Origin of the sequence: Kribbella monticola (assembly GCF_003261635.1) — a bacterium.
Classification (GTDB): Bacteria; Actinomycetota; Actinomycetes; order Propionibacteriales; family Kribbellaceae; genus Kribbella; species Kribbella monticola.
In genome coordinates this window covers 401702-414824 of sequence record NZ_QFXK01000035.1, presented here as the reverse complement: position 1 = coordinate 414824, position 13123 = coordinate 401702, and the positions used below count along the sequence as shown (strand labels likewise).

The 13123-nt window shown below is 68.0% G+C and carries 14 protein-coding genes; 6 read left to right on the top strand and 8 right to left on the bottom strand.

Annotated features, from left to right (window positions below; all coding sequences use genetic code 11):
* The first annotated feature begins 119 nt into the window (after window positions 1-119).
* Window positions 120-374 (top strand): helix-turn-helix domain-containing protein, encoded by a 255-nt coding sequence (locus DIZ26_RS27980; RefSeq protein ID WP_112246779.1) that lies wholly within the window; start codon window positions 120-122, stop codon window positions 372-374.
* On the opposite strand, the gene DIZ26_RS27975 is transcribed toward DIZ26_RS27980, so the two are convergent.
* Window positions 371-925, bottom strand: a complete 555-nt coding sequence (locus DIZ26_RS27975) for a hypothetical protein (protein WP_112246777.1) — start codon at window positions 923-925, stop codon at window positions 371-373. The two genes, DIZ26_RS27980 and DIZ26_RS27975, sit on opposite strands and share 4 nt — an antisense overlap.
* A gap of 155 nt (window positions 926-1080) precedes the next feature.
* Between DIZ26_RS27975 and DIZ26_RS38010 the strand changes: the two genes are divergently transcribed.
* From DIZ26_RS38010 to DIZ26_RS27945, 5 genes are all read left to right on the top strand, one after another.
* A complete protein-coding gene (locus DIZ26_RS38010) occupies window positions 1081-2163 on the top strand; it encodes a LysM peptidoglycan-binding domain-containing protein (protein ID WP_198676315.1) in 1083 nt (360 codons plus the stop codon).
* A 1-nt stretch (window position 2164) separates the two neighbouring features.
* Entirely contained in the window at window positions 2165-2710 is a 546-nt protein-coding gene (locus DIZ26_RS37570; RefSeq protein ID WP_157979831.1) for an Rv3235 family protein, read from the top strand.
* 147 nt (window positions 2711-2857) lie between these two features.
* Window positions 2858-3922, top strand: a complete 1065-nt coding sequence (locus DIZ26_RS27955) for a VanW family protein (protein WP_232828639.1) — start codon at window positions 2858-2860, stop codon at window positions 3920-3922.
* Window positions 3923-4194: 272 nt separating this feature from the next.
* On the top strand, window positions 4195-5202 hold the full coding sequence (locus DIZ26_RS27950) for a hypothetical protein (RefSeq protein ID WP_157979830.1): 1008 nt from the start codon (window positions 4195-4197) through the stop codon (window positions 5200-5202).
* Between the two features lie 29 nt (window positions 5203-5231).
* Window positions 5232-5927 carry a helix-turn-helix transcriptional regulator gene (locus DIZ26_RS27945; protein WP_232828638.1) on the top strand — a complete coding sequence of 232 codons (696 nt, stop codon included), beginning with the start codon at window positions 5232-5234 and terminating at the stop codon, window positions 5925-5927.
* A 3-nt stretch (window positions 5928-5930) separates the two neighbouring features.
* Here DIZ26_RS27945 and DIZ26_RS27940 read toward each other — a convergent pair whose 3' ends face one another.
* From DIZ26_RS27940 to DIZ26_RS27910, 7 genes are all read right to left on the bottom strand, one after another.
* Window positions 5931-7832 carry a hypothetical protein gene (locus DIZ26_RS27940; RefSeq protein ID WP_232828637.1) on the bottom strand — a complete coding sequence of 634 codons (1902 nt, stop codon included), beginning with the start codon at window positions 7830-7832 and terminating at the stop codon, window positions 5931-5933.
* 131 nt (window positions 7833-7963) lie between these two features.
* Window positions 7964-9022, bottom strand: a complete 1059-nt coding sequence (locus DIZ26_RS27930) for a glycoside hydrolase family 130 protein (RefSeq protein ID WP_232828636.1) — start codon at window positions 9020-9022, stop codon at window positions 7964-7966.
* A gap of 17 nt (window positions 9023-9039) precedes the next feature.
* Complete coding sequence (locus DIZ26_RS27925) at window positions 9040-9864, bottom strand: carbohydrate ABC transporter permease (protein WP_112246769.1); 825 nt, start codon at window positions 9862-9864, stop codon at window positions 9040-9042.
* The gene (locus tag DIZ26_RS27920) at window positions 9864-10637 is read right to left on the bottom strand and encodes a carbohydrate ABC transporter permease (protein WP_232828635.1); all 774 of its coding nucleotides are present in this window, start codon (window positions 10635-10637) and stop codon (window positions 9864-9866) included. Before DIZ26_RS27920 ends, DIZ26_RS27925 begins: the two co-directional genes overlap by 1 nt.
* Entirely contained in the window at window positions 10638-10787 is a 150-nt protein-coding gene (locus tag DIZ26_RS38420) for a hypothetical protein (RefSeq protein ID WP_232828634.1), read from the bottom strand.
* Complete coding sequence (locus DIZ26_RS27915) at window positions 10784-12073, bottom strand: extracellular solute-binding protein (RefSeq protein ID WP_112246767.1); 1290 nt, start codon at window positions 12071-12073, stop codon at window positions 10784-10786. Before DIZ26_RS27915 ends, DIZ26_RS38420 begins: the two co-directional genes overlap by 4 nt.
* Window positions 12073-13098 (bottom strand): LacI family DNA-binding transcriptional regulator, encoded by a 1026-nt coding sequence (locus DIZ26_RS27910; protein ID WP_112246765.1) that lies wholly within the window; start codon window positions 13096-13098, stop codon window positions 12073-12075. The genes DIZ26_RS27915 and DIZ26_RS27910 overlap by 1 nt, the downstream gene beginning before the upstream one ends.
* Window positions 13099-13123: the final 25 nt, after the last annotated feature.

The following is a 13123-nucleotide window of genomic DNA, read 5'->3' as shown; positions in this document are numbered from 1 at the left end:
CTGCAGATCTTCATCCACAAGTGCCGCTGCTGTGGACAAAGCGGCTCATCCGGAGGCCAACCGTGGCAAACTGAAGCAAGTAGCTCGTCGAGTCCACTTCCTTCCCGAAAGGGCGGCGCATGCCGGCACCGCGCTTCCTCCAGCTCTCCGACGTCGCGGAGGTGCTGAACATCTCTGCCAACCAGGTGTACGCACTGGTTCGCCGCGGTGACATCCCCGCGGTGAAGATCGGCGGCCGCGGCCAGTGGCGGGTGGAGTCGTCGGAGCTGGAGAAGTACATCGAGCGGCTCTACACCGAGACCAAACAGTTCATCGACACCCACCCCTTCGGCGAAGACGCGGACGTTTCCGAAGACGCCAACTCAGCGGGTTAGCGCCGGCGTACTGCGGTGAGGGCCGCGGTGGGGACGAGCCGGGAGTTGTAGACCTCGGTCCGGCGGCGGGGTGCGTCCAGCGGATGTTCGGCGATCTCCAGGAAGTCGGCGCCGACGCGGTCGATCGTGCCGGTGACCGGGTGCCCTCCAGCGGCCGCGCTGAACAACGTCACCGGTGAGCGGTCCCGGGCGATGCCGCGGAGCAGATGGGCCAGGCCGAGCTTCGCCGCGATCGCGCCTTCGGCTGCTTCGGCCCACGGTCCGAGACCATGCACCGCGGCCAGTGCGGTGACTGGGATCAGCCACTCCTCGTAGCGCTCGGCTTCGAGCAGCAGGCAGTCCTTCCCGACCCTGCTGAGCGTGCCGGCGACCGGCTCGGCGTGCGTCAGCTCGACCCGTACGACGGTGCCGACCGCGCCGCGAAGCCGGTCGAGCACGGTGATCTTGCCGACTTCGGCGCGGATGCGATCGGCCACCTCGCCGTACAGATCGCTGTCCTGCAGCGCGTCGAACTGCGACTCCAGGTCCTCGAACAAGGCATCCAAGCGCATACCCAGAACCTACTTCATGGGCACTCTGCGTGGTCACTCTCACCTTCCGTAGCGACCCGATCACAGATTCGGCTTGCCAAAGCACGGCTTCATGGGTCTATATTGATCAGACCAACGCAAACTCAAGCAAACTCACAGATCAGAGGCCAAAGCTGATGAACGCGATGATCCGAGGGCTCAAAGGGCTCCTCGCGCTGGCCGCGCTGACCGCAGTGGGGCTTGGGCTGCGCTGGGCGACGGCTGGTTCGATCGAGGCGGCGACGACGCAAGACCTGACCTCGATGGCGGTGCTGACCGTCGGCGCCGTTGCCTGGGTCGCCTATGTGTGGCTGCTGGCCGCCGTCCTCGCGACCGTTCTCGAGCAAACACCCGGTGTCATCGGGCGCGGCGCCTCGCAGGTTGCCGCCCGGATCACCTCGCAGACCTCGCGAGCCTTGCTCCGTTCCGCGTTGGGCGTCGCAGCCGTGACCCCACTCACCATCGGCGTCGCGCACGCCGCGCCCACCGACACCTCCCACCCCGACTGGGCTCCCCTCGAACCGGCCTCGTCACTCCGCCTCGCTGCTCCGACCGACTGGCGTGCAACCGAAAAGCCCTCAAGCGTGCCCCTGACCGACGAACCGCGCCTGACAGCCCACCCCGACCAGCACTTCCGAGCCCTTCGCACCACAGACGCCCAAGACCACCGCACCGCCGTACCGACCGAGGCAGCGCAACCGCGCACCTCCGACACGACGGGCGACTGGCGTGCGGTCGAGAAGGCGTCGAGCGTGCAGCTGACTGGAGAAGCGCACCCGTCAGAGCCGAATCAACGACCCGTGCAGCCGAAGGCCGGGCGGGTCGGAGCGCCGGATCGGCCGGTGCAGCCGGTGCGGCCGAAGGCGGGGCGGGTCGGGGTGCCGGATCGGCCGGTGCAGCCGGTGCGGCCGAAGGCGGGGCGGGTCGGGGTGCCGGATCGGCCGACGGTGGGGGCTCCTACTCGCTACACCGATCTGCGGTCCGGGCATCCGGTGCGTCCTGCGACGCGCGTCGTCCAGTACGGCGACACCTTGTGGGACCTGGCCGCTGCCGAGCTCGGGCCGGATGCCACCGACGCGGCCGTCGCGGCGCGCTGGCCGCAGTGGTACGCCGCCAACCGAGCCCTGATCGGGCCTGACCCAGACCAGCTTTATCCCGGCCAGGTGCTGCGTATCCCAGCCGCCGGCCATCCCGTGCCGCCAACCCACCAGGAGAAGTGACATGAGTGCCTACGCAACCCTCGCCACCGTCCATCCCCTTCCGGAAACTGATCCGACGTCGGCCGGCCCGGCCGTCGCGGGCACGACGTACCCGGGCTCCGTTCGCACCGGGCCGATGACGCAGGGCGCCCTGGCCTTGCGGTACGAGGTCGAGTTCGAGCGCGACGTCGTACCGGCGCCGTCGTTGCGATTGGTGCCGGCGGGGCCGCGGCTGCCGGATCCGCAGGCGTGGGCGTCGAAGTTGGTGCAGGCGGTCGCGGAGGTCCTGGCCGGGGATCGGCCGATCTCGCAGCTGGTCCGGTTCACGGATTCGGTGGTCTTCGGTGAGCTGAACCGTCGGGTGCGCCTGCTCGGACTGACCACCACGGCCACCGCACGCGGCTCGAAGGAGCGCAGCGCGGTCCGCTCGGTGCACGTCTCCACGCCGGCGACCGAGGTCGCGGAAGTCGCCGCGCACGTCCGGTACGGCGAACGCTCGCGGGCGATCGCGCTCCGGCTCGAGGTCCACCGCGGCCGCTGGATCTGCACCGCCCTCCAACTCGGCTGAAATTGATTCGAACCGGGTTGGTGGAGGTGGCGTCATACCTGGCGCAACTCGATCGTGTGCTCGCCGCCACCTGGCTGGTACACGGCCGGGCGTAGCGTTTGCCGGATCGATCAGGGGGATCGACCGTGTCCCGTTCCGGGGGAACGAATGACTGAGAGCATCACGATGACAAACCTGCAGGCACCCGAAGCCGGCGTGACCAATGCCCTGGACCTGGCCGAGGAGTTGGCCCGGGCTGAGGGCGAGCCGATGGCGGAGTCGGGCCGAGTCGAGGGCTCCCGGCCGGCCGAGGAGTCGGACCGGGCTGACGGCTCCGGGGCGGTGGCGGAGCTGACTGCGGCTGAGGTTGCCCGGGTGTTGCCGCGGGTGGGGGCGCGGCGTTGGTCGCAGCGGATCCCCGCGCTCTATCCGGTCGCGGTCAGGTACCACCGGGCCCGGCGGCGGATCGAGTGGATGCGTTCGGACACGGCGTTCGCGCAGACCCGGCAGAGCCAGGACCTGCCCGTCCGGGTGAAGCGGCACAAGTCGCTGCTGCTCCGGCAGCTCGGCGAGACCGAGATGTGGATGCAGCACAACAAGGTGACCAATCTGAAGCTCGCCTGCGCCCAGGTGGACGGTCTGGTGATCCGGCCGGGCGAGACGTTCTCCTTCAACAAGCTGGTCGGGAACGCGACCCGGCGCAAGGGATATCTGAAGGGCATGCGGCTGTCCAACGGCCAGGCGCGGCCGGGGATCGGCGGCGGCATCTGCCAACTGGCGAACCTGCTGCACTGGATGGTCCTGCACTCGCCGCTGACGGTGACGCAGCGGTCGACACACAGCTTCGACCCCTTCCCCGACAACGGCCGCGTGCTCCCGTGGGGTGTGGGTTGCAGCATCGTCTACAACTACGTGGATCTGCAGTTCCGCAACGACACCGACCGGACGTTCCAGCTCAAGGTGGGCGTCGGCGAGCGGTATCTGGAAGGCGAGATCCTCGCCGACGAGAGCACTTCCTCGTCCTACCGCGTGTTCGCGCGAGGTGAGCGGTTCTTCCGGGCCGGCTCGGAGTACTTCCGTCGCAACGAGATCTGGCGCACCGTGATCGACCGGCGGACCGGAGCTGCGGTCCGTGACGAGCTGGTGCGTGAGAACGTTGCCTTGGTCAAGTACATCCCGACCGGCGTCACCGTGATCGACATCGACGTGACGCAGTACCCGCCGGCGAGCTGACCGCCGGCAGTCGGGTCCGCGAGCGACGACCTCGTCCGGCGGTATGTTCTGGGACGCCTCGCGTTTCCCGGAAGGATCCCAGCATGTCGTCCTACGGCCCGACCGGCCAGCCACCCCAGCCACCACAGCCACCACAGCCACCACAGCAGCCCTACCCCGGCCCGCAAACTGGTTGGCAAGGGCAACAACCACCCGCCCCCTGGCCGCCACAAGGTGTTCCACCACAAGGCGGTCCCGGATACGGGCCGCCTAAGGGGCGAGGGAAGGTGGGGGTGTTGGTTGGTGTGGGGCTGGCGCTGGTTTTGATTGTTGGTGGGGCCGTGGTGTGGCTGGCGCAGCGCGGGGATGACGGCGGCTCGGCCAGTTCGCCTGCGGCGGCGCCGAATGTCGCTCAGGCGGGTGGCGAGACCACAGGTCAGGCGAAAGAGCTGACCGATGCGCTCACCGGCAAGGGCCTGGAGTGCAGTGTGCGGTTCACGATCGCGGCCGGTGGGAGCGCCGGCTGCTTCAGCTGGGCGGACAAGGGGATGACCTCGGCCGAGGTGCTCTTCCAGTACGACAACGGCGGCACCGTCATCGGGCTGAATCTCAAGACCTTCAGCCAGCAGGAAGGGGTGGCGTTCGTGACGCTGGCACCTGTACTGCAGACGGTTTCGGAAGTGGTGTTCGACGCCGACCAGGACAAGGTCGCTCGGGCCGTCTCCGACCTGCCGAAGACCGACGACGCCACGTTCGACGGGTCCTGGGGCAGGTACCACGTTCGCGAGGGCGCGAGTGGGACCACCGTGAGCGCGGCCAAGTCGGGGAAATACCCGCTCACTGTCCCGCGCATCGAGATGGCCAGTTCGCCGGCCAAGCTTGCCGACGCCCTGACCGCCAAGGGCTTCACCTGTGACGCGGCTCGGGAGGACTGTTCCGGCAGCTTCCGCGACGGCAAGGGGCGCACCTCCGTTCTCAGTGCCGGACTGGGTTCGAGCGGTATCACCACCCTGATCATCGGAGCCACCGACACCTCGCGTGACGCGGATGCGGCGACGACCAAGCAGACCTTCACTGAGCTGGTGGGCAACACCCTGGGGATCGCCGGGGGCAACGGCCTCCCGGACGTGCAGAAGTGGTCCGCGGATCACCTGGACGGGCAATCACACAGCGCTTACGTCGGAGGCTGGCGCGTCGACCTGGTGGTGAAGTACGGAACGGCCTACGGCGACGCAAACCTGGCGAGTAGCTTCGGGGTGACGGTGTCGACCGACAGCCTCTGGACCGTGCCCAGCCAGTAATTGTCGGTGGGGCGCGGGACACTGTCAGGGTGAGTTACGAACCACACCCGTACCGTGAGCGCGCCGCTCGGTTACCCGGCGCCGTGCTGTGGACCCGTACGGCGGACGGTGGGGCGTACCGGATTCTCCCGGACGGTTGCATGGACCTCCTCTGGATCGAAGGCGAGCTCCTCGTCGCCGGCCCGGACACCAGGGCGTACGTCTCATCCTCCGAGCGCGGGGCTCGATGCGCGGCGATCCGGTTCGCGCCGGGCACAGCGCCCGGCTTCCTCGGCGTACCGGCGCGCGAGGTAGTCGACCATCGGGTCCCGCTCGCGGAGTTGTGGTCACTCGGTCGGGCCAGGCGGCTGGCCGATCGGGTCGCCAAGGCCGCCCATCCGGCGGCCGGGCTCGAGGACGCTGCGGTCAGGTTGTTCGACGAGCCACCGGACCGGCTGATAGGTCAAGTGGTGCAGGGGATCCACCGAGGCATCGCCGTCCCCACGTTGGCCGCCAACGTCGGGCTGAGTGAGCGACAACTCCATCGGCGCTGCCTGGACGCTTTCGGCTACGGACCGAAGATGCTGGATCGCGTACTCCGAATGAACCGCGCCCTCGACCACGCCCGCACAGGACTCACCCTGGCGACGGTCGCAGCACAGACCGGGTACGCCGATCAGGCTCACCTCACCCGCGAGGTCAAAGCACTGACCGGCGTACCACCACGCGCTCTCCTGCAGGGATGACGGCTACTGGACGACGGTGAAGCCGCCCGGCAGTACGACTGCCCGTGCGGCGTACTGCCGTGAGTGCAGCTGACCTGAGCTGTCGTAGCTGTAGAACATCGCCGCCTGAGGAAGATCGACCGCTCTGGTGTGGTCGTCGACGCTCGTGAGCAGCAGTCCACGCCCGAGACGGAGCGAGGAGATCATCGGCAACAGAAGCACAGCATCGAGCTGCACCGACGGCCCGCTCGCGACAGCAGTGAAGGTGGTCGCACCGGCGGGCAGAACACCGCGCAGGGTGGCGGGAAGCAGCGCACCGGGCGCAGCGGAGATGCCCTGCGGCCCCACCTTGCTGTGGTCGACACCTCCCAGCGCGGCAGACCCGGCTCTCCAGTTCGTGCGTCCAGCGCCAGGCAGCAGATTGACGACAGGCAACACCAATCGTGGCTGCTCAGCGCCGCTCACGGTCCAGCTCGCGGTCGATGAAGGCGGCAGCGAGACGTAGGAGCCGTTGCTCCATTGGGATTCACCGGTCCACGCAGACGGCGGCGTGACGACAGCGGCACCACCGGCAAGCACCGCCGCCTCGGCCTCGACCCACTCCAGACCGGACACACTGCGCTCACCTGCGCCGAGGTCTTGAGCCAGTCGAGCCACGTCAGGGTGTTCGTCGAGCGCGAGCATGGACAGCAGCCCGTGAATCGTGGACTCGGCACCGGAGTTGCGATTGATCACGCCTGCACCGGACACACCGTCGAAGGTGCGACCCGTCGCGGGATCGTACGTCGGTTCGCCGGCGCGGTTGGCGCCGAAGTACCAGGCTGCTGCGAACGCCGCGACCTGGCGGAGCCCAGGGCGACTCGCGGCGCGAGCCACTCCGAGCAGCCCCTGCACCCGAACGTCCACGCCGTACGCGATCTGGGTACGGTCGATCGGCACGGGGAGCCAGCCGTTGTCTGGTCCACCCGCGGTCAACAGCAGCGGGGTGAAGCCGGCCGCGTCACCGATGGCCGGTCCCAGCAGCGACCGGTCCCCCAGCGCCGTAGCCGCAGCAGCCAGCGCGGAGGGCATCTGGGCGCCCCACGCGTGCCAGTCCGAGATCGACTCGCCCCACGGCAAGAGTGCGCGGAAGGGCCACGTCCGGGTGTCGCCGGCGCCCATCGCCGCAACACCCGCGGCGAACTGAGCCAAAGCCTTCCGCGCTCGCGGAGATCCACCACAGCGCACATAGGCCGACAAGCCGAGCACAGCCTCGGACGTGGCGTCCGCACCGTTCACGATCAACCACGCCGGTACCCGTCGGCCGTCCACGATGTTCCACTGCCCGTACCGCACCAGCACCTGACGCTCCAGCGCCGCGATCGCCAACTCGAGCCGTGACCGCAGGAAGGCAGCGAAGCGACGGTCGATCGTCCTGAAGACCGCGTAGCCCTCCCCCAACGCCCACACCGTCCGGGCCAGCCAGTACGCCGGACCGGAGTCCGACGGGTCAGGGAGCTCTGGCGGATCAGCACTCGGGTTCAGCGTGCCGTCGGGCTGCATCCAGAGCACGACGTTGCCGGCGTGAGGACCCTCAGCGGTCTGGAGGAACGTCAACCCACGCAGCAATCCACGAGCCGCCGTAAGACTGTGGGAGTCGCGACGCAGCTGGTAATGACGCAGGTAGACCACAGCAGCGCGGGCGATGTCGTCGGCGTTGAAGGCTCCTTGCCCGTACGTGTTGGTCGCCGGGTCATAAGCGCCACCGCCGACCCGGGCATACGAACCGTCGTCCCGATGGTCGGCGTACGTCCAGAGCACGCCCAGCGGTTCGGTGCCATAGGCAACGTGTCCGGCGGCCGGCGGTGGCGTCACGACCGCACCGAGGAAGTCGAGATGAGCCAGATTGGTCAACCCGGCCGCAGCACCCGCCGCCCCAGAAGCCACCCCAGTAGCCGAAGCCGACCCGGCAGAAGCCCGCCCAGCAGAGGCCGGCCCAGCGGAAGCCGGTAGGACACCCGTCGCGGCGGCAACCGCGAGCGCGCCGCCGGCGCCCAGCACCGCCCGCCGTGAGGCGGTCACGGTAACCGATCCAATCTGGCGACACCGATCTTCGCGTCCGCCATTCCGTAGAAGACATACCTCACGCCGTCGACCTCCTCGATGGCCGTCGGGAACACCACGTTCCCGACGGTGCCGATCCGTTCCTCTTCGGTTTCCGGCACCAGGATCGGCTCGGCGGTGCGAGCGATCACCTTGGTGACGTCCGTGGGATCGAGCAACAGCGCCCCCGCCGCGTAGCTGACCTTTTGCGTCGTCGGGTCGAAGCCCTTCGGCTGCTCCCCGGTCACGCCGTGATGGATCACCAGCCATCCCTCCGGCACCCGCAGCGGCGCCGGTCCGGCCCCGATCTTGAGCTCCTCGAACGGGTACTCCGACATCGCCACCAACCGGTGTCCCTGCAGATGCACGAGATTCGACAGCGAGCGCTCCACCGCGGAGACCGGCACGAACGACACCCAGATCCCGGGCCGGTCGTCCGTCACCCCGGCCGGCAGGTGAATCCCTTCGCCTTCGCGGAACCAGCCCAGGTCCCACATCGGCCGGTGCAACATCGCGTACGCCGGTTCGCCGTCCGGTCCCGGCACCGGTTCGGGGAAGAACACCGTGTCCTTGTTCGGGAACAGATTGAGATCGGTGTCGAGGTCGGCCTGGTACTCGAAGTGCAACGGCCCCAACCGGGTCCAGTGCCGCAGGTCTTCCGACACCGCGAGCGCCGGCTTCGGCCCGAGCGGCCCATAGGCGACATAGGTCATCACGTGCTGACCGAGCGAAGGAATCCAGGTGACGCGGGGATCCTCGACCCCGGCGTTGTTCAGGCCGCGCTCCCAGCCTTCGTCCGGAGCTAGTACGACCCCCTCCCGGCGTACGCCGGTCGGCACTCCGTCGGTCAACTCGACCGCCGCCAGCCCCACGCGGGAAATATTGCCAGGAGCAACTAGGCGGGGCAGCAGGTAGAGCTGCCCGTCCGGCCCGTAGCCGCTGGCCGGATTCAGCACGCCCTCGGACTCGAGCTCGTTACCGGGCTCCGGTGTCATCACGACGCCGAGACGGGTCAGAGTGTAAGGAACAGTCACAACAAACCTTTCAGGATCTAGCCCTTGACCCCGGATTCGAGGCTGGAGGAGATGAAGCGGCGCTGGAAGACGATGAACAGCGCGACCGCCGGCGCGGCCAGCACGCAGGCACCGGCCAGTACTGCGCCGAAGGGGTTCGCCGCTCGCGCCGACACGGTGGTGATGTAGTTGGACAACGAGACCGCCAACGGCTGGAGCCCCTGCTGCTTGGTGATCAGGAACGGCCAGAGGAACTCGTTCCACGGGCCGATGAAGGTCAGCAGGACGCCGGTCAGCAAGGCCGGCTTCACCAACGGAACGGCCACCCGCCAGAGGATGGCGAGCTCGCCGGCGCCGTCGATCCGGGCAGCGTCGAACAACTCCTGCGGCAATTGCAGGAAGTACTGCCGGAACACGAACACCGCGGTCGAGTTGATCAGGAACGGCAGGATCATGCCGAGGTACGAATCGGCAAGGCCGTAGCTGCGCACGATCAACACGTAGAGCGGAATCGTCAGCAGCTGGAACGGAATCACCTGGACCAGCAACATCAGGTTGAACACCGTCCCCCGGCCGCGGAACTGCAACCGGGCCAGCGCATAACCGGCGAGCACTCCGAAGACCAGCGTGCCGAGGATGACCCCACCGGTGAAGATGCCCGAGTTCAGCAGCGATTTACCCAACTTGATCGCCGCGTTGATCTCCTGGTAGTTGTGCAAGGTGAGGTTGCCCGGCTTCGGGAAAGCCCCACCGACCGAGGAGTCGGGTTCGGCCTGCAGGCTGCCGATCAGCATGTAGTAGAAGGGGAACAGGAAGACGAATGCCCCCAGCAACAAAGCGACGAACCGCCACGGACTCTTCATCAGCTCTCCCGATCCAGTAGCCGGCGCTGGATCAGCGCCAGGATCAGCACACCGATCACCAGCAGTACGCCGATCGCCGAGCCGACGTCGGGATTACCCTGCTCGATGCCGCGCTGGTACATGATCAGCACCGGCGAGGCAGACGCTCCGTCCGGACCACCGCCACCGGTGAGCAGGTAAGGCTCGGTGAACAGGTTCGCCCCGGTCACCGTCGCCAGCAGCACCACCAGCGTCGTGGCCGGCCGGACCCCTGGCACAGTGACGTTGCGGAACGACTTCCACCGACCGGCGCCGTCCATCGACGCCGCCTCGTACAGGTCCTTCGACACGTTCTGCAACGCGGCCAGGTAGAGCAGGATGAAGAAGCCGAGTTGCTTCCAGGTGACGTAGATCGCGACGGTCGGCATGGCCAACTTGGAGTTCACCAGCCAGGATGGATCAGGCGCCAGTGGCCCCAGCACAGAGTTCACCAGGCCGTCGGAGTTGAACAGGAACAGCCACACACCGACCACGGCCACCGAAGCCGTCACGTACGGGACGTAGTAGCTGACCCGGAAGAACCCGCGCCACCGGATGGCCGCGTTCAGCGACCAGGCGAGCAGCAACGAGAGCACCACGGTCAGCGGCACGTTGATCAGCAGGAAGATCCCGACATTCACGAACGACCGGCGGACCGCCGGGTCCGACAGCACGGTCGCGTAGTTGGCGAACCCGACCCACGGCCGATCCACGATCGCGCCCGGCGCCGCGAAGAAGTAGTCGTGGAAGGACATTTAGACCGCGAACCCGAGTGGATAGGCGAAGACGGCCGCCAGGAACACGACGTACGGCGTGACGAAGGCCGTCCCGATCGGCTGCTTCCCGATCACCCGGGTGATCACTCGGGCGCCGCCCCCGTCGGCCGCCCGGCCACGCGTGCTCATGATCCGGAGGCGAGCTGATCGACCTTCTGGACTGCTCCGTCGAGGGCCGCGGCTGGATCCTGCTGGCCGAAGATGACCGACTTCGACCAGGCGTCGCGGAAGGTCTGCCAGATCGTGATGGAGTTCGGGACGTTCGGCACCTCGACCGTGCGGGCTGCCTGGTCGGCGAACGCCTTGTAGTCAGGGTTCTTCGCGAAGTACTCCGGGTAGGCGGTCGACACCCCGTCGCGCAGCGGCATCTGACCGGTCGCCTGCAGGAACTTGCCGTCCTGCTCCTTGCTGGTGGCGAACTTCAGCACGTCCCACGCCGTCCCGCGGTTCTTGCACGCGGAGTACATTGCGACGTTCTTCGCATCGCTGAACGTGTAGGTCTCGGCGGCCGGCTTGCCCTCCGACGTCGGCACCGGCACGGCACCCCACTGGACCTTGCCCTTGTACGTCGCGATCGCCCACGGACCCACGATCGCCATCGCGGCCTTGCCGTCGACGAACGAGTCACCGTTGTACTTCTCCTGCGAGGCCAGCTTCTCGGCGTACAAGGTCCGCCAGAACGCGGCGACCTTCTTGCCCTCCTCCGAGGCAAACTGAGACTTGCCGTCGGCAATCAACTGCTTGCCACCGGTCTCGGCCGCGAACAGCGGGTAGAAGTCGAACCAGGACTGGAAGAACTCGTTGCTCGGCGCGGGATAGATCGCGTACTTCGCGCCGCCCGCGGCGACCACCTTGCGCGAGGTGGCCAGGAATTCGTCGTACGTCGACAGCGGCGGCTTCGCGGTGTCGATCCCGGCCTTCGCGAACGCCTTCTTGTTGTAGAAGATCATCACGGGATTGGCCTTCCACGGCAGCTGGTAGTACTTGCCGTCGGTCGACTTGTACTGCTGGGCGACCTTGCCGCTGCGTTCCTCGATGTACGACTTGCCGTCGGAGAAGCTGTCGAGCGCCACCAGGCCACCCTGCTTCTGGAACTGGGAGACCGACGCCGGCGAGGTGTTGAAGATCAGACAGGGCGCGTTCCCGGCCGTGATCGCGGCACCGATGACCTCTTCGGACGACTTACCGGTCGGGATCTCCTGGCCGGTCACCTTCTGATCCGCGTGCGCGGAGTTCCAGGAGGCGACCATCTGCTTGGCCCAGGCGACTTCCTCGGCGTTGTTGGAGTACCAGACCGTGATCGGTCCCTTGGCCTGCGCGGCCGCCTCGGAGCTGCCGCCACCACCACCGCCGCAGGCGGCCGCAGTACCGGCCAGTCCCAGCGCGAGCAGGACGGATGTGACTTTTCGCTTCATTACTCCTCCAAAAGAGCCGTGGAACCCCGGACAACCAGCTGGGCCGGTGGGAGTTCCACATCGGCGACGTCACCGTCGCCGTCGATCGACTGGATCAAGGTGGTGGCCGCGGTGGTGCCGAAGGCGAACGGATCGGCGCGCACGGTGGTCAACGCGGGATGGACGAACTCGGCGAGTTCGCTGTCGTCGAAGCCGGCGACGCTGAGGTCGTCGGGCACGGTCAGGCCGGCCTGGTGGGCCGCCCCGATACCGGCGATCGCCATCCGGTCGTTGGCGTAGACGATCGCGGTCGGCGGTTCGGGAAGGGCGAGCAGCCGGCGGGTGGCCTCGGTGCCGCCGGCGGCGGTGAAGTCACTGACCTCGACCGCGATCGGCTCGAGACCGGCCGCGGCCAGGGTCTCGGTGAAGGCTTGCGAGCGGGCGGTCGCGTGCACGAAGGCCGGCGGCCCGGCCACGTGCGCGATCCGCCGATGACCGAGCTGGAGCAGGTGCTCCACGACGGCGACCGTGCCCGGGCGGTCGTCGAGACAGACCGCCGGGAAGGGTGAGGAACCGACCGGACGGTTCAGCGTGACGGCCGGCAGGCCGAGCTCCACCAGCAGCTCGATCCTCGGGTCCTCGTGGCGGAGGTCGGACAGGAAGACACCGTCCACCCGGCCGTCCTGAGTCAGCCTCCGGTACCCCGCCGCCTCGTCCTCGCCGGCCGTCACGACCTGCAGCACGAGGGCCTGGCCGCGCGGAGCGAGCACGCTCTCCACCCCGGCGATGAAGGCCGGGAAGAACGGGTCCGAGGACAGCACGGCCGGGTCCCTGGTGATCACCAGGCCGAGCGCGAACGCCTTCGAGACCGACAGCGAGCGGGCCCGGTTGCTGGGCCGCCAGCCGAGCTCGTCGGCAGCCGCGAGGATCCGGTCGACGGTCGCACTGGCCAGGCCGGGCCGGCCGTTCAGGGCGAACGAGACAGCACCCTTGGACACGCCTGCCCGGGTGGCCACATCCGCGATGGTCGGCCGTTCCTTGCTCATCCGCACCTTCGTTCTGAGTGTTTAA